Source organism: Trinickia sp., from assembly GCF_057351765.1.
The window spans coordinates 79,710-96,308 of record NZ_JBMRBK010000079.1; the positions used below are offsets into that span (position 1 = coordinate 79,710).

The following is a 16,599-nucleotide window of genomic DNA, read 5'->3' on the forward strand; positions in this document are numbered from 1 at the left end:
CATCAACCGATCAACGATTCAACGATGAACATCGATCAAATCAGTAATCTCGCCGCGAGCGCGGTCGTGGCCGCGATTCCATTGATGTATGCGGGGCTCGGCGAGCTCGTGACCGAAAAGTCTGGGGTGCTCAACCTCGGCGTCGAAGGCATGATGCTGATGGGCGCGGTAAGCGGTTATGCCGTGACGGCGACGACGGGCAACGCGTGGCTCGGGGTGGCCGCCGCGATCGGTGCCGGCGCCGCCATGGCACTGCTGTTCGCCTTTCTCACGCTGACGATGCTGGCCAATCAAGTGGCGACGGGACTCTCGCTGACGATCTTCGGTATCGGGCTGTCGGCCTACGTGGGCAAGCCCTACACTTCGGCGGCGGCGCACACGACGATCGCGGCGTGGCCGATTCCCGGCCTCGCGCATGTGCCGGTGCTGGGGCCGTCGGTCTTTACACTGACGCCCCTCGGCTACCTTGCGTTCGCCCTGTTTGGCGCCGTTGCATGGTTCCTCTACCGCACGCGTGCGGGGCTCGTATTGCGTTCGGTCGGCGAATCGCCGCAAGTGGCCCACTCGGTCGGCTTTTCGGTCGTTGGCGTGCGCTACGGCGCGACGGTTTTCGGCGGCGGCATGGCCGGGCTCGCGGGCGGCTATTACTCGATCGTCTATTTGCAGCTCTGGCAGGAGCAATTGACGTCGGGGCGCGGCTGGATCGCGCTGGCGCTCGTGGTGTTCGCCACGTGGCGGCCTTGGCGGCTACTGGTCGGCGCGCTGCTCTTCGGTGCCGTGACCGGTCTTCAGTTTTACGCGCAAGGTGCGGGCGTGCCGGTGCCGACACAGTTTCTCGCGATGTTGCCCTACCTGGCGACGATCGTCGTGCTCGCCGTGATCTCGCACAATCCGAACACAATCAAGCTCAATGCGCCAGCGTCGCTCGGCAAGCCGTTCTTCGCCGCGGGCTGAAGGCCGCGTGTCGCTCGGCGCACGAACCGATCGCATGAAAACCGCTTCAATCCACACAAACGGAGAAATTCGATGAGAAGAAAAATGTCGACCACGCTCGCCGGTGCATTCGCGCTCGCGCTGGCCTGTGCCTTCGGCACACCGGCGCAGGCCGCGGATGCGCCGGGCGTGGCATTCGTCTACCTCGGCAATCCGGGCGACGCGGGATGGACCTATGCGCACGATCAAGGTTCGAAGGAAGCCGAAGCCAAGTTCGGAAGCAAGATCAAAGTGACGCGTGTCGAGAACGTGCCTGAATCGGCCGATTCCGAACGCGTCTTTCGCGACCTGGCGAACAAGGGCAACAAGATCATCATCGGCACGAGCTTCGGCTATCAGGACTTCGAGCTGAAAGTCGCGAAAGATTTCCCGGATACCGTCTTTCTCCACGCCACCGGTTACAAAAAGGCGCCCAATTTCGGCACCTATGATGTGCGAATGTACCAGGGCGCCTACCTGGCCGGCGTGGTCGCCGGCTATGTGACCAAAACGAATACGCTCGGCTTCGTCGCCTCGGTGCCCATTCCGGAAGTGGTCCGCAACATCAATGCTTACACGCTCGGTGCCCGCTCGGTGAATCCGAAGATCCATACGAAGGTCATCTGGATCAACAGCTGGTTCGATCCGGGCAAGGAAAAGCAGGCGGCCGAAACGCTGATCGGTCAAGGGGCCGATGTGCTGCTGCAAAACACGGATTCGAGCGCGACGCTTGCAACGGCGGAGGCCCGGAAAGTCCATGCCTTCGGTTGGGACTCGGACATGAAGAAGTTCGGACCCGATGCGCATCTGGGTTCGGTGGTGGCGCACTGGGGTGTCTATTACTCGGCCGCGATTGCGCAGGTACTCGACGGCAAGTGGAAGAACGAGCCTGTCTGGTGGGGCATACCGCAAAAGGCGGTCAATCTCGAAGACCTCAACACGGCGGCGATTCCGGCCGAGGCGCAAAAGAGAGTCGAGGCCAAGCGCGGCGAAATCGCCGGCGGCAAGTGGGACGTCTTCAGCGGGCCGATCAAGGATCAGTCCGGGGCGGTGAAAGTCCCGGCGGGCAAGGCGCTTGCCGATACCGAACTGCAGCGGCTCAATTGGTATGTCGAAGGCGTCGAGGGTACGCTGCCGAAATAAGCCGGCTCACCGGGGGCGTGCCGTTGCCGCGCGGCCCCCGGGTGACCCGGCGGTATTGGGCGCTGAAGCCGAGCGTCAATCGTCCAGACGCATGCCGACCTTGAGCGAGACTTGCCAGTGCGCAATGGCGCCATTCGACAGATGCCCGCGAATCTCGGTCACCTGAAACCAGTCGAGGTTGCGCAGGGTCTTCGTGGCGCGTTCAAGGGCGCAACGGATGGCATCGTCGCTCGATTTCGTCGACGAGCCCGTGAGCTCGATCTGCTTGTAGACGTGGTCGTTCATGAGAGACTCCGTTCTTGGCGGGAAAAGAAAGTATAGGCAGCGCTGACGCGCGCCATGCGACTGAATCCGGCGACAGCGCGCAAGCGAACACATGGTGCAGGCATGCGCCGAGCGCAAGACGCGGCCGCCATGGCCGAAGGCGCAGGGTTCGTTCCAAGGCTCTGGAGGGAAAAGGGGGAACGATGGACATCGGATTTTGCGGCGCGGGTCTCATGGGTGGCCCGATGGTGCGTCGCCTGTTGCAGGCGGGTCACCGGGTCTGGGTCTGGAATCGCACGCCCGGGAAGGCACAGGCGCTGCTGGCTGCCGGCGCGCACCGTGTGGAGACACCACGCGAGTTGACGGATCGCGTGGATGCCGTTTTCCTGTGCGTATCGGACGCGCACGCTGTCGGCGAAGTCGTCTTCGGTCTCGGCGGCATACTCGGCGAAGACTGTGCCGACGCCGGGGCGGGCCGGATCCGGCATATCGTCGACCATTCGAGCATCCCACCGGCCGCCACGCGCGACTATGCGGCCCGCGCAGCCCGGCTCGGCGTGGCCTGGATCGACGCACCGGTCTCCGGCGGCGTGCCCGGCGCCGAAGCCGGAACGCTCGCTGTCATGGCGGGAGGCGCGGCGGATGACATCGATTTACTGACGCCCGTGATCGCTGCCTATGCGGCACGCGTGACGCGGATGGGCGAGGTCGGAGCCGGGCAGACGACGAAGCTGTGCAATCAGGCCATCGTCTGCGCAACCGTCGCGGCGATCGCGGAAGCCGTGGGGTTGGCCGAGCGCAGCGGCATCGATGCCGCGCGGCTGCCCGAAGCGCTCGCGGGGGGCTGGGCCGATTCGGTGCTGCTACGCACGTTCGTGCCGCGCATGACCGGGACGGGACATACGCCGCTCGGTTCGTTGAAAACCTTTCAGAAAGATATCGACACGATAGCCGATGCCGCCCGCGACGCCGGTGCCGTGATGCCGGTGGTAAGCGAAGTGCAGCAGATCGTGCGGCTCGGCGCCGCGATGGGGCTGGCCAACGCCGATCTCGCGGCGTTCATCGACGTGGTCCACCCACGTCGGGCGTAAGCCAGGAGGCGCGAGCGCCGCGAGCGTCGGCGCTGTCAGCGCAGCGATCGCGGGGTGGCGTCCCCGGCGTTCTGGCGGCGCGGGCCGCGCTCCGTCACGGCGGCGCCGAACTCCGGAAGAATGCGAGCGCGGGCACGGCTCGCGAACACGAGAAAGCCGAAGCCGTTGGCTTCATACCAGTAGCCACCGTTCTCGAGACCGTCGAGCGGCTGTTCGAGCGCGTTTGCGATCGACTCGATGCAGCGGCGCCGCAAATCGTCGACTGCGGGATAGGGCGGTTGCGCGCCGCGGACGCTGCAAAGCAGGACATCGAGCCCGGGTAGCACATGAGCATAGAGCACGGGCTCGTCCTGGGCTCGTGCGCGTGCGATCTTCGTGTCGAGCTGACAGAAAGGTTTGAACTGCCGCAACACGGCAAGAAAGGACTCCTCGCTCGGGGCGCTTGCGCGCCGGCGCTTTCTCGGGAAGGACATAAACATTCGCCTGAAAAAGAATTGCAAGAAAGACAGCGTCCTCATGCGACCACTCCCGGCTCTCGCGCGCCGCACGTCGATCTTTTATAGCATACGGATACGGCGTCTTCACGATCGGCGCATGCTTCATGCAAATCGTGCCCCGTATGCAGTGGCGCAAGCGTGCGCGACTCGCGTCCCCACACTCGCCCGACATCTATGCCAATAATAGGCCCGTGTATCGTGCGCGTGCTCATCGAATTGAGAAAAAATGGCGATTTTGCGTACGCTCGCGCCTCTTCGGGCGCGTTGAAATATCGTTCGGCTGCGACGATAATGGGGCGGTTCACGTTCCTCTCGGCCGCAAGGGTCGTGCCGCGGCGCAGCCACGATCGATCTACGGCGCGCGGTTCGGAGCAAGAGGAGACAGGAGAGGGCCGCTAAGGACACATGAAACTGTTCACGAAGGGGCTGCTGCTGATCGCGGTGCCGAGCGTCGTCGAACTGGCATTGCTCGGCATGTTGTCGAAGACTCAGGAGCAGACGTCGCAGGCCGCGCAGTGGGCAGCGCACAGTAAGCAGGTTCTCTATCAGGCGTCGGTGATCGCCGATCCGCTCTTGCGCGCGGCGTCCCGCGTGCGCGCGGGGCTCATCGCAGGCGACCCCGCGTTTATCGACCGTCGCACGGTGTGGGTCGACCTGGGCGATCGGCTGGCGCAACTCGAGCGGTTCGTCGGCGACGATCCGCTTCAGGTGGAGCGCGTGCGGCGCATGCGCGAAGCGGTCAATGCGTATCGCGCGCAGTCCGACGCAGTCTACGCCGCACTGCGCAGCGGGCAGCGGATCCGGCTGGCGTCGGTCGAAGACTCGCCGCTGCCGGAGCCCATCCGGGTTTTTCGCGACGAACTCGATGCGTTCGTCGATGCCGAATCGCGGCTGGATGCGCAGCGCAGCGCCGAGCTTTCCGCCACGCGCGACGAGCAGCGTCATGCGCTCGTGGCCGCGATTGCCGGCTCGATGCTGATTTGGGCTGTTGCGGCGCTGGGCTTCGCGGGCGATATCGGCCGCCGGCTGGCCACGCTGACTGCCAATGCCGAGCGGTTGGGTCGCGCGCAGTCGCTCGGCGCGCCGCTCGCGGGTAACGACGAACTGGCGGAGCTCGACGCCGTGCTCCATCGGACGAGCGCCCGGCTGGCGGCCGTGGACCAGGAACAGATCGCGTTGCAGCGCACGCTGGAGGCGCGCGCGCGGGAACTGACGGAGGTGAATGACAATCTGCGCCAGCAAAAGCAGGACAACGATATGTTCATCTATAGCGTCTCGCACGATTTGCGCTCGCCGCTCGTCAATTTGCAGGGCTTTTCGCGGGAGCTGCAGGTATCGTGCGATGAATTGCGCGGGATGCTGGACGACGCGCGTTTGCCCGGACCCGAGCGGGCGCGCATCTCGCACGTGCTGGATGGTAATTTGAGCGAGGCATTGCACTTTTTGCGGACCGCCGTCTCGCGCTCGGCGTCGATCATCGACGCACTGTTGCGCATTTCGCGAGCGGGGCGCCTCGAGTATCAGTGGCAGCGGGTGAGTGTGGCTCGGGCCGTGGCGCGTGTGGTGGAATCGCTGCATGCGCAGATCAGCGAGCGCGGTGTCGTGATCTCGGTCGGTGAGTTGCCCCCGGTGTGGGGCGACCCGACGGCGATCGAGCAGATTTTCGGCAACCTCATCGGTAACGCCGTCAATTATCTGGACCCGGCGCGAACGGGCCGCATTGAAATCGGTGCGCTCGAGCAGCCGCCCGCCGAGCCCGGCGAGCGTGCGACACGCATGCGCACTTATTATGTGCGTGACAACGGGCTCGGTATCCCAAAGGCCTATATGTCGAAGATGTTCAGTGCGTTCCAGCGGCTGCATGGCGATCGGACCAAGGGCGACGGCATCGGGCTCGCGCTCGTGCGGCGCGTGACCGAACGGCACGGCGGCCGCACGTGGGTCGAATCGGAGGAAGGCGTGGGGTCCACGTTTTTTGTGACACTGCCGGAACAACCAGTTCGTTCGTAATCTGTCAAAGAAAACGACAAACCAATCGAGAGGCGAACACCCGTATGAACGACGCCGCGCCTGGCCCGGCAACTGCCCGCGTGCTCGTCGTCGACGACGACGAGGGCATCTTGCGCCTCGCGCGAAAATCGCTCGAGCGCGCGGGCTGTCGCGTATTTTCGAGTTCGAACGTCGTGGCGGCGCGCGCGAGCATCGAGGGCGACCGGCCCGATCTGCTCGTACTCGACTATCAACTCGGGTGCGCTGAAACAGGGCTTGATTTCTTTCGCCGGCTGCGGCGGGAGGGCATCGCGCTGCCTGCCATCCTCGTGACCGGGTTCACCGACGAATCGCGAGTCATCGAGGCGCTGCGCGCCGGCATATCGGACGTGGTGCCGAAGTCGGAAGGCTACCTCGACTATCTGCCGGAAGCCGTCGAACGCGTGCTCGCGCAGGTTCGCCTGCAGCGTGCGTCGGCGGAGGCCCTGCTGCTGCGCGACCGCGAGGCACATTACCGGAGTCTTTCGGAGACCTTGCCGCACCTCGTTTTTACGAGCAACTCGCGCGGCGAGTGCGATTTCTTCTCCAAACAGTGGTACGCCTATACCGGGCTCGACGAGGCGGCGTCGCGCGGCCTCGGCTGGCTCGACGCGGTGCATCCAGACGATCGGGAAGCGCTGCGCCGCAACTGGCTCGACGCGGTCCGAGGCGATGCGGCCGATCATCGGCACGAGCTGCGCATTCGGGGCAGCGATGGCAGATACCGCTGGTTCGACATGCGCATCGCACCGGTGCGCGACGCGAATGGCGGCATCGCCAAATGGTTCGCGAGCTGCACGGACATCCAATCGCAGCGCGAGGCGATCGACGAGCGCGAGCGCTTGCTCGCTGCCGAACAAAGCGCGCGCCAAACGGCCGAGGAAGCGAATCGCGCGAAGGACCGTTTCCTCGCCATGCTCTCGCACGAGCTGCGCACACCGTTGACCCCGGTGCTCGCGGGAACGCGCGTGCTCGAGGTGATGCCGGGCCTGCCCGATGCCGCGCAAGCAACCGTCAAGATGATCCGGCGCAACATCGAACTGGAGGCGCGGCTCATCGACGACCTTCTGGATCTCACGCGCGTTGCCAACGGAAAATTGCGCCTCTCGCTCGAAGCGGTCGACGTACACGAAGTGATCGACAGTGTGCTCGAACTCTTTCACAGCGAGATCCATGTCAAGCAACTCGACGTCAATGTCGAGAAAATGGCGAGCAACCGCTATGTGTTGGCGGATCGTGCCCGGCTGCAGCAAATGCTCTGGAATCTCGTGCGTAACGCGGCGAAGTTCACGCCTGACGGCGGCCATATCTATGTGCGCACGCGCGACGCGCGCATGCAGATCGAAATCTCGATCGAGGATACGGGAATCGGCATTGCTCCCGATCAGATCGGCAAGCTTTTCAATGCGTTTGAACAGGGCAGTCAACGGATGACCCAGCAGTTCGGCGGGTTGGGTCTGGGGCTGGCCATCACCAAGGCGCTGACCGACGCCCATGGCGGCACTGTCAGCGCCCACAGCCCCGGGCCGCATTGCGGTGCGACCTTCGCGATTGCTCTACCGACCGTTGCCGCGCCCGCGGCGGCGCCCGAGGTGACCGACGCCGCCGCGGGCGGCGCCGACGAGCGGTTGGCGATACTGCTCGTCGAGGATCACGCCGATACGGCCGAAGTCATGGCGCAGCTGATGCGCGGGCTCGGCCATGAGGTGACGGTCGCGTCCTCAGTGGCAAGCGCGTTGTCCGCATCGCAGGGGGCTTCGTTCGACCTCATCGTCAGCGACATCGGCTTGCCCGATGGCACGGGGATCGATTTCATCGGCGCATTCCGCCAGCGCTCGCAAGTCCCGGCCGTCGCGCTGACGGGCTTTGGCACGGACGAGGATGTGCGGCGCTGCCTGGCGGCCGGGTTCACTTCGCACCTCACGAAGCCCGTCAATTTCGCTCAACTTGAAGAGCTCATCCAGCGCACCGCGGCGGAAAAAGCCGGCGGTGGCGGCGCGCGCGCAGCGGCGGCGTGAGGCGACGCCCGACTGCGCAAGACGTTCTGCGCGCGTCCCCCGAGATCGGCCGCTGAGCGCTCGGTCGCTCAGCGCTTGAGCGAATCGCGTATCTCGCGCAGCAGTATGATGTCTTCGGACGGGGGCGGCGGCTCCGCCGGCGCGGCGGGCTCGGCGGCTTCGAGCTCGCGCAGCTTGTTGATGAACTTCACCATTCCGAAGACGATGACCGCCAGGATCAGGAAGTTGATGACCACGGTGATGAACGAGCCATAACCGAACACGGCGACGCCTGCCGTCTGCAGATCCTTGAACGAATCGGGATTGCCCTTGAACGAGGGAGGGATGTCGCCCAGGCGAATGAACTTGTTCGAGAAATCGAGCCCACCCGTTGCCACGCCCACGAGCGGCATGATCAGATCCTTGACGATCGAATTGACGATCGTCGAGAAGGCGCCCCCGATGATGACGCCGATCGCGAGATCCATCACGTTGCCCTTGACGGCGAATTCCTTGAACTCCTTCACGATGCTCATGTTTTCTTCCCTCCTTGTGAAGGGCGCGCGGCAATGAATGTTGGCGCCCGCGGCCATGATAGCGAACGGGTGCGCCGAGCGCGCGTTTTTTCGTTCGGTGCGCGGCGCGTCTTCAGCCGTCGCGTCGATCTCGCCGTGCCTGCTCAGATCCGGTAGGCGAGGCGCAGTCCGCCCCAATGCCGTGCTGCGACGAAGATCGGTGCCGATGCGTCTTTCATCGTCACGAACTGGCCGCCGCCCATGTCGCGGCGGTAGGTCTGCAGCAGGAACGGTTTCGTATGCGTGGCGCAAGCGAGTCCCGTTCGGTCGTTGAAAATCCTGCGATTGCGACAGTGCGCGGCGTTCCAGGCGGGCTCGCCGGGACGCTGCGGCTCGGAAAACTTCCTGTTATGCGTCGGCAGGTAGCCTCGGACGTCGACGGCCGCGCAAAACGCGACCCGCTCGTCGAGCGCGAGCAGCGGCTCCTGGAACGCCGGCAACACCCGGTCGGTGAATTGCGTGAAGCGCGTCATGAACTGCTGCGGATCGGAACCCGGGATCGGGACATAGTTGGCGTCGAAGAGGTCCTCGAGCCGGATATCGCCGCGCGCGATGGCGGCCTCGAACGCCTTGCCGATCGCCGCGGCGGTGCGCTGCACGGCCTCGATGAAACGCGTATCGGGCGTCTCGACGCCCGTTGCGGCGGTCAGTTCGATCAGCGTCTCCGAGACGCTGACGAGGTTGGAAAGGCGGTCTTTCGCTTGAAGGAAGTTCTCGCCCGATTGCTCGACGTCGTTCGCGATGGCGGCCACCGCCTGTTCGAGCGTATGGCATTGCGTTTCGATTTCGGTCGTGAGCGTCGCGATCTCTTCGGCTTCGCCGTGCAGTTTCGTCACGGCGTTGCCGGTGGACGCGACGATTTCGCCGATCGCGCGCGTACCGTCCTTCACGCGATTGGCGCGAGCGGTGTTCTCCGTGCCGTCGGCAATCAATTGCTCCGTCTGTGAGGTCAGGCGCGCGAGTGTGGCTTCGATCTGCGATGTCGCTTGAGCCGTCTTGCTCGAGAGGTTTTTGACCTCGGCGGCTACGACGGCGAAGCTCTTGCCCGATTCGCCCGCGCGCGCCGCTTCGATCGCGGCGTTGATCGCGAGCAGATGCGTTTGCCGGGCGATGAGCGAAATCTCTTCGGATACGCTGCTGACATGAGCGAGCGCTTCGCGCAACGCGTCGATCTGCGTGGCGATGCCCGTCACACCTCGCACGAGCCCATGAATATCCTCGAGCGATGCGTCGAGCGTGATGCGCGATTCGTCGACGGCTTGCGAGGCTTCGGCGCTGACGACACGCACCTGGCGCGCCGCTTCGGCGATACGGTGGTTGCCGGCCATCGTCACGGCGGCGGATTCGCGCAACTGCCGGCACACGTGCGCCTGAGTCGCGACGCGGTTGGCGACCTCTTCGACGTGGCCGGATACGTCGCAGATTTCGACGCCGAGCTTGCCCGCGTGCTCGGCGATATCGCCGACGAGCGAGTGCGCGGAGCGGGGCCGGCGCTTGACGAAGCGCATCATGAAGGTCTCCTGACGGAGCTCGGCTCCGGTCGTTTTTCTTCCCGGCCAACGCCGGTGCGAATCAGTTCTATCGAATCTGTCTTACGCAGGCCTTACGCGCGAGTGCATCGAGGGCGTCGCGAACGACACGGCCGCCGCATGCTCGACCCATGTGTTTACGGCGCGACAGCGTTCCGACTTGAGGTTTGCGGAGTAGTGAATTTCCGCCATTGCGCGTGCGCGAACAAGTCTTTAGATTGAGCGGCGGCTTTGCACGCACGACGCGCCCGATGAGACCCCTCGCAGCAGCCCCGGGCTAGTTCCCACGCTCCGTCAGAGAGCCCATTCGTGCGTGCGTCACACATTACGGGAGAAACCGTGCGCGTTCCTTTTGCGGCGCGCATGCCGATATCATGTTCAATCGCTTGACGATACGCGGCGGGCTGACGCTCACCATCGCGGGTTACACACTCGCCCTCATTGCAACGATGGTAGTGGCGATGCTTGGGCTCAATCAAAGCAACGATGCGCTTCGCCAGATGTATGCGACCGATACGGCTGCGCTCACGCATCTGAAAACGAGTTCCGAGCGCATGCTGCAACTGCGGCTGGCGCTGGCCAGCTACGAGACGCTGTTTGCGATGGGCGAGGCCTCGGACGACATGCTGCCGAAAGCGCATGACGTGCTCAAGCAGAGCGACACGGAGTGGACCGAGTATCTGCGCAAACCGCGCGACGCCGAAGAAACCACGCTGGCAAACAATGTCGGCGAGGCCCGCAAGGCGCTCATCGACCAGGGCATCGAGCCCGAGTTCAAGGCATTGACGGACAACGATTTCAACGCATTCCGCAATATCCAGGGACGCACAGCCAATCAGCTCTACGCGCGCTACGATGCCGCGATCACGGCGCTCGAAGCGTTGCAGGTCCGGCATCAGCAGGCGCGCTACGATGGGGCGCAGCAGGCGTTCCACACGCTGGCGCTTGCCGCCGCCGCAATGGCGTTCGTTGCCTTCGTCATCGGCATCATCGCGCGTACGGCGCTCGTCGCGGCGGTCGTGCGGCCGATCGACAGCGTCATTCGTCACTTCGAGCGGATTGCCTCGGGCGACCTGACCGGTGCGATCGATACGAGCCGCAACAACGAAATGGGGCGTCTCGTGACTGCGCTCAAGCAGATGCAGACCGCGTTGGCCTCGACCGTGGGCCGGGTGCGCAGCGGCTCGGAGGCCATCATGCACGGCGCGCGCGAGATCGCGTCAGGCAATGCCGACCTCTCGCAGCGCACGGAAGAGCAGGCGTCTTCGCTGCAGCAGACGGCCTCGAACATGGAAGAGCTGACCGCGACGGTCAGACAGAACGCGGATCATGCGCGCGAAGCCAATGCGCTCGCCGACGAGGCATCGCTCACGGCGACGCGCGGCGGCGAGGTCGTCAGCGATGTCGTGCGGACGATGGAAGACATCGCATCGAGTTCGAACCAGATCGGCGACATCAGCGGCGTGATCGAGGGCATCGCTTTCCAGACCAACATTCTCGCGCTCAACGCGGCCGTCGAGGCGGCACGCGCGGGCGAGCAGGGCCGGGGCTTCGCCGTGGTGGCCGGGGAAGTGCGCTCGCTCGCGCAGCGCAGCGCGAGCGCCGCCAAGGAGATCAAGGCGTTGATCGCGCAGTCGGCCGACAAGGTGCAGGCGGGCACGACACTCGTTGCGCGCGCCGGGACGACGATGCAGGAAGTCGTGGGCGCCGTGCAGCGCGTGACCGATATCATCGGCAAGATCAGCACGGCTTCGGTCGAGCAATCCAACGGCATCGATCAGATCGGCCAGGCTGTCATGCAGATGGACACGGTGACGCAGCAAAACGCGGCACTCGTCGAAGAAGCCGCCGCCGCGGCGGCGTCGCTCGAAGAGCAAGCGGCACAACTCGAAGCTGCCGTTGCGGCGTTTCGTGTCGACGCGCACGCGGGCGCTGCCGCCACCGCGAATGCACGCGCGGTCGTCGCTCATGCGCCGGCATCATACACACGGCGCGAGCCTGCCACGGCTGCCGCATTGCCGGTCTGACGCGCAGCGGGTTAGGCGAACGTGTAATCGCGGACCCGCACGCGGCGCGTGCGGTGTTTGAAAACGAACGAGAAGCCTGGCCACAGCGCGGTATTTTTTCCGCTGGCGCTCAGATACCAGCTGCGGCATCCGGTCTGCCAGACCGAACGGCGCAGCGTGTCCTGCAGGCGCTCGTTGAACGCGCGCTGCGCGGCGTCCGTCACCGTCATCGTTCGGGCGCCGCGGCGAGCGAGCGTGCGCAGACAATCGGCGATGTAGTCGATCTGCGACTCGATCATATAAACCATCGAGTTGTGGCCGAGCCCCGTATTGGGGCCGACGATCATGAAAAAATTCGGAAAGCCGGCCACGCTCGTGCCGAGATAGGCTTCGGGGCCGTCTCGGCGCCAACGCGCATCGAGATCGGCGCCGTTCGCGCCGATGACCGTAAAGGGCGCTCCCACATCGTTGACCTGAAACCCCGTTGCGCAGACGATCGCGTCGAGCGCGCGATGCTTGCCGTCCGTCGTGACGATGCCGTCCGTGACGATCTCGCCGATGGCGTTCGTCACGAGTTCGACGTTCGGCTGCGCGAGCGCCGGGTAGTAATCGCTCGAAAGCAGTACGCGCTTGCAGCCGAACCGGTAGTCCGGTGTCAGCTTCTCGCGCAAATGGGCGTCGGGCACCCGTCGCGCCAGATAGGCGAGGCTGAATGCCGTGGGCCCCTTCATCAACCGCGGATGGAAGACGAACGCGACGGCCCGGGCTTCATGCTGCCAATAAAGTGCATGGCGCAACAGACGTTGCGACAACGGTAAACGCCGAAAGAGCCGCTGTGCGCGCTCGCTGATCGGCCGATCCGGTCGGGGCATGATCCATGGCGGCGTGCGCTGAAACAGGTGAAGCTGCGCAACGCGCGGCTGGATGCGCGGCACGAACTGTATCGCGCTCGCACCCGTCCCGATCACGGCAACCGTTTTTCCTTCGAGCGCATAGTCATGGTCCCACGCCGCCGAATGAAAGAGCTTGCCCGCGAAGCGCTCGATGCCCCGGATGGCCGGTAGCGCCGGCCGCGACAGTGCACCGTTGGCCGCGATGACGATATCGGCTTCGACGCGCTCGCGCGAGCCGCCGCGCACGATGTCGAGCTGCCAGACGCGCGTGGCGGTGTCGAAGCGGGCCGCGCTCACGCGCGCGCCGAAGCGGATGGATGGCGCGAGGCCGTACTTGTCGGCACAGCGCTGCAAATACGCGAGAATTTCGGACTGCGAAGCAAACGTGCGGGTCCAGTATGGATTGGGCTCGAACGAAAACGAATAGAGATGCGAGGGGATGTCGCACGCAGCGCCGGGATAGACATTGTCCCGCCAGGTGCCGCCGACATCGTGGGCTGCCTCGTAGATCACGAACGAGGCGATGCCCATGCGTTGCAAGCGGATGGCCATGCCGATACCGGCAAAACCGCTGCCGACGATTGCGATGCGAGGCGTGCTCGCGGGCCGTGCGGCCGGCATCGTCAGTGCCCAACGACAGAGGCTCCCGCGCGGGGAGCCTCTGTCGGATGCAGCGGGCGGAGTGCGATGCGCGCGCTCAACTGTCGTTCCAGTCGCCGCCGCCCGAATCGTTGCTGCCGTAATCGACGCCGCCACCACCATCGTTCCAGTCGTTCGAGCCCTGACCGAAGTCGACACCGCCGTTGTCGCCCCCGGCTGCGCGACGGCGCGCTTCGTCATCGTCGACATAGACATCGCGTTCGATCACACGGTCGCGCCCATGCGACAGTGCTTCGCCAAGCAGCACGCCCGTCAGCAAGCCGCCCATTCCGCCGCCGAAGCCGCCGCCTTGCTGGACGACGACGGTCGGCTGTTGCTGCACCGGCTGCTGCGGCGCCTGTTGCTGAAGGCGCTCGGCCTCCTGCGCATACGGGGACGCCGGTGCGCCGGCGGCCGGCGTGGCATGCGGATCGGGCCTGCCTTCGGCGCGCGCTTTCAAGCTTTCGAGCTGACGATCGAGCTCGTCGAGCCGATAGCCCGGGACGGGATTGCTACCGCTCGAGAGCGTCTCGACGAGCTCGCGCAATTGGGTTTCGGCACCTTCGACTTCGCTTGCAAGCGCCTCGTGCCCCGGCGTGGCTGAAAGCCGCGTATCGAGCTTCAACGAGCGTGCCGCATTGAGCAGTTCGGTGGCCCGCTTCAATTGCGCGCGACGCTCTTCGTCGGCGCGGCCGTCTTCGGTCGTGCGCGCGCGGCGCAGCGTCCAGCGCAGCACGAGCGCGATCACGACGACGAGCAGTACGATGCCGATCCACATGCCCATCGACGGTCCGCGGTGGGCGAGGGCGCCCGGTACCGCTTGCGCCGGTGCGAACGTGTTGGCCGCCGCATGTTGCGCGGGTGCGGATGGCTGAATCGTCGCGTTGGCACGGTTTGCAGCCGCGCGCACGCGTGCCTCGACTTGCGCGAAGCGTGCCGGGTCCGTGAACTTCAGTTGCGGATCGAGCGTTTTGGCCTGCTCGATCTGTGCGAGCCCGTCGGCGTAGCGGCCCTCGCGGGCGAGCACTTGTCCGTACAGATAGTGAGCGTGCGCATTGTTCGGATGGGCTTGCAGAACCTGCGTGAGCTCGGTGTCGGCCTGCTGCCAGTTGCCTTGCGCCATCGCGCGCTCGACTTGCTGCGCGCTCGGTACGGCGGCGAATGCGGCACTCGCGGTCAGTGCAAGTACCGCTGCCACGACTGCGACAAATTTCTTCATGAGCTCAACCGGGCGCATTGCGCCCGTCTCCATGCCATGGGTCCGATACCGATGCGACGGGCGCCATTGCAGCGAAGCGCGTGCGACGGCGGCCCGTTTGCCACTGCTGTTTTGCCGTATCGGTCCTGAGCACCGCGCGTTTTTATTGCGCCGGCGCGTTCAACTGCTTCTTCAACGCGGCCAGCCGCTCGTCGACCGACGGGCCTTTGTCGAGCGCCGCGAGTTTGTCCTCGAGAGCCTTGCCGCTCGAGACGTCCGCCGAATTGAGGCGCGCATCCGAGCGCGCATTAGAGAGCGCGACTTTCTCTTCGAGCTTGTTGAAGTCCTCGGACAGGTTCTTGCCGCCAATGCCGCCCAATGCCGTCGCGGCGGTGTCCTTGGCCTGGGCGATCTGCTGCTTCGCCTGCAGGATGTTCGAACGCGAGTTCAGATCGTTGCGGCGCCCGCGCATGTCGGCAATCTGGCTCTTCAATTGCTCGACCGAGGGCTCCAGCGTGGCGAGCTCGCGTGCGAGCGCATCGCGCTCGGCTTCCGCGGTGGCCTGCGCCGCCAGCGCTTCGCGCGCAAGGTCTTCGTTGCCCGATTGCAGCGCGCGTTTTGCGCCGTCTTCGTACTTGCGGGCCTTTTCGGCGGCCGCATCGCGCTTGCTTTGCTGCGTGGCGACCTGCGCTTCGATTTCGATCAGCGAATTCTCGGCTTTGGCGATGCTGTCGTCGAGCTCGCGCACGATTTGACGCGCATCGCGCGACGGATCCTGTACGGATTCAGCCGCGTCATTCAAGAGCCCCTTGACGGTGCGCGAAATAGTGTCGAATAGCGACATGTAGTTCTCCTCAGTTGACTCGGCGCCGAACGAAAGATTGCGGGTGTCCGGTTCATCCTCTACTTTACGCCGCGTTGCCGGGCCGCGGCGGCAAGCGTACGCAGCGGATATCGGGGCGCGCGGCGGCTTTGCAAGAGCGCGCAGGTGCCGCGTGCCGTCCGAACCCTCGTCCGCTGGCGGATATTACAACAAGGGATCGTTAACTCCCGCTTAAATGCGGCGCGAAAATACGGCTTGCAGCGGGCCGCGGCGGGGCGCGCGCGACTCAGGCAAGACGCGGCGTGAAGCGCTTGCGTGGGGGGCGCGAGGGGCTGTCGGCCGGGTCGTCGGCGGATGTTTCGGACCAGCGCGACGTCAGACGCGTGACCGTTTCGAGATCGAGCGCGGGAGGCGGTTCGCTGTCTTGCATACGGGCCTCCTCGACCGGCTCGCAGTCAAGCGCTTGCGCGACGGCCGCCGCCACGGGTATGGCCCCAGGCCGTACGGCGGCGGCCTCGTCCCGTTCTCCTCCGGCCCCCATGGCCTCGGACGCGGCTGGCGTTTCGGCGGGCGGCTCGCACGGCGATATTCGATGCTGAGTGGTCGATTCCCGAGCGGGCGCCGCATCGGCGATGCGCCGCAGCGTCTCGTTGAGCGAATCGGGGGCGGCCGGCGCTCTCCAACTGTCCACGATCCGTGCCGCACGCACGTCGTCGGCCGTTTCCTCGAAAGCGAGCACGGCGCGGCGCACGAGTTCGCTGATGCTGATACCAAGGCTGTGCGCCTTGGTCGCCAGGGCGCGCTTTTGCGCCGGTGTCACGAAGACGGCGATACGTTCGCTGCGGTGATTCATGGTCGGCTCGCTGGCGTAAGGAGACGGTAAGGCCGATCGGTTGCGTCGGCACGAGAACGGCGGTCGGCCTCCATCATAGAATGACGGCCGC

Annotated in this window: 14 protein-coding genes; 6 read left to right on the forward strand and 8 right to left on the reverse strand. The window is 65.1% G+C overall.

What is annotated here, in order from left to right:
* Nucleotides 1-24 precede the first annotated feature (24 nt).
* Nucleotides 25-954 carry an ABC transporter permease gene (locus tag ACO1XS_RS22395; RefSeq protein WP_486391730.1) on the forward strand — a complete coding sequence of 310 codons (930 nt, stop codon included), beginning with the start codon at nucleotides 25-27 and terminating at the stop codon, nucleotides 952-954.
* Between the two features lie 72 nt (nucleotides 955-1,026).
* Nucleotides 1,027-2,115 (forward strand): BMP family ABC transporter substrate-binding protein, encoded by a 1,089-nt coding sequence (locus tag ACO1XS_RS22400; protein ID WP_486391731.1) that lies wholly within the window; start codon nucleotides 1,027-1,029, stop codon nucleotides 2,113-2,115.
* 75 nt (nucleotides 2,116-2,190) lie between these two features.
* Here ACO1XS_RS22400 and ACO1XS_RS22405 read toward each other — a convergent pair whose 3' ends face one another.
* A complete protein-coding gene (locus ACO1XS_RS22405) occupies nucleotides 2,191-2,400 on the reverse strand; it encodes a dodecin (RefSeq protein ID WP_173258142.1) in 210 nt (69 codons plus the stop codon).
* A 182-nt stretch (nucleotides 2,401-2,582) separates the two neighbouring features.
* Here ACO1XS_RS22405 and ACO1XS_RS22410 point away from each other — a divergent pair, with 182 nt between their 5' ends.
* Entirely contained in the window at nucleotides 2,583-3,470 is an 888-nt protein-coding gene (locus tag ACO1XS_RS22410) for an NAD(P)-dependent oxidoreductase (RefSeq protein ID WP_331572192.1), read from the forward strand.
* 35 nt (nucleotides 3,471-3,505) lie between these two features.
* Here ACO1XS_RS22410 and ACO1XS_RS22415 read toward each other — a convergent pair whose 3' ends face one another.
* Nucleotides 3,506-3,988, reverse strand: coding sequence for a hypothetical protein (locus ACO1XS_RS22415; protein ID WP_331572195.1), 483 nt, complete (start codon nucleotides 3,986-3,988; stop codon nucleotides 3,506-3,508).
* Nucleotides 3,989-4,372: 384 nt separating this feature from the next.
* On the opposite strand from ACO1XS_RS22415, the gene ACO1XS_RS22420 reads away from it, so the two are divergent.
* Together ACO1XS_RS22420 and ACO1XS_RS22425 are read left to right on the forward strand one after the other, a co-directional pair.
* Nucleotides 4,373-5,977 carry a sensor histidine kinase gene (locus ACO1XS_RS22420; RefSeq protein ID WP_440559371.1) on the forward strand — a complete coding sequence of 535 codons (1,605 nt, stop codon included), beginning with the start codon at nucleotides 4,373-4,375 and terminating at the stop codon, nucleotides 5,975-5,977.
* A 44-nt stretch (nucleotides 5,978-6,021) separates the two neighbouring features.
* Nucleotides 6,022-8,013, forward strand: a complete 1,992-nt coding sequence (locus tag ACO1XS_RS22425) for a hybrid sensor histidine kinase/response regulator (protein ID WP_486391732.1) — start codon at nucleotides 6,022-6,024, stop codon at nucleotides 8,011-8,013.
* A gap of 68 nt (nucleotides 8,014-8,081) precedes the next feature.
* Here the strand turns inward: ACO1XS_RS22425 and mscL are convergent, their stop codons facing one another.
* Complete coding sequence (mscL, locus tag ACO1XS_RS22430) at nucleotides 8,082-8,528, reverse strand: large conductance mechanosensitive channel protein MscL (RefSeq protein WP_331572201.1); 447 nt, start codon at nucleotides 8,526-8,528, stop codon at nucleotides 8,082-8,084.
* A 143-nt stretch (nucleotides 8,529-8,671) separates the two neighbouring features.
* Nucleotides 8,672-10,078, reverse strand: coding sequence for a methyl-accepting chemotaxis protein (locus ACO1XS_RS22435; protein ID WP_486391733.1), 1,407 nt, complete (start codon nucleotides 10,076-10,078; stop codon nucleotides 8,672-8,674).
* Nucleotides 10,079-10,470: 392 nt separating this feature from the next.
* Here ACO1XS_RS22435 and ACO1XS_RS22440 point away from each other — a divergent pair, with 392 nt between their 5' ends.
* Nucleotides 10,471-12,123, forward strand: a complete 1,653-nt coding sequence (locus tag ACO1XS_RS22440) for a methyl-accepting chemotaxis protein (RefSeq protein WP_486391734.1) — start codon at nucleotides 10,471-10,473, stop codon at nucleotides 12,121-12,123.
* Between the two features lie 11 nt (nucleotides 12,124-12,134).
* Here the strand turns inward: ACO1XS_RS22440 and ACO1XS_RS22445 are convergent, their stop codons facing one another.
* From ACO1XS_RS22445 to ACO1XS_RS22460, 4 genes are all read right to left on the reverse strand, one after another.
* The gene (locus tag ACO1XS_RS22445; RefSeq protein WP_486391735.1) at nucleotides 12,135-13,616 is read right to left on the reverse strand and encodes a flavin-containing monooxygenase; all 1,482 of its coding nucleotides are present in this window, start codon (nucleotides 13,614-13,616) and stop codon (nucleotides 12,135-12,137) included.
* Between the two features lie 76 nt (nucleotides 13,617-13,692).
* On the reverse strand, nucleotides 13,693-14,853 hold the full coding sequence (locus tag ACO1XS_RS22450) for a tetratricopeptide repeat protein (protein ID WP_486391736.1): 1,161 nt from the start codon (nucleotides 14,851-14,853) through the stop codon (nucleotides 13,693-13,695).
* A gap of 142 nt (nucleotides 14,854-14,995) precedes the next feature.
* Nucleotides 14,996-15,676, reverse strand: a complete 681-nt coding sequence (locus ACO1XS_RS22455) for a PspA/IM30 family protein (RefSeq protein ID WP_173258159.1) — start codon at nucleotides 15,674-15,676, stop codon at nucleotides 14,996-14,998.
* Nucleotides 15,677-15,941: 265 nt separating this feature from the next.
* Complete coding sequence (locus ACO1XS_RS22460; RefSeq protein ID WP_486391737.1) at nucleotides 15,942-16,508, reverse strand: plasmid mobilization protein; 567 nt, start codon at nucleotides 16,506-16,508, stop codon at nucleotides 15,942-15,944.
* Nucleotides 16,509-16,599: the final 91 nt, after the last annotated feature.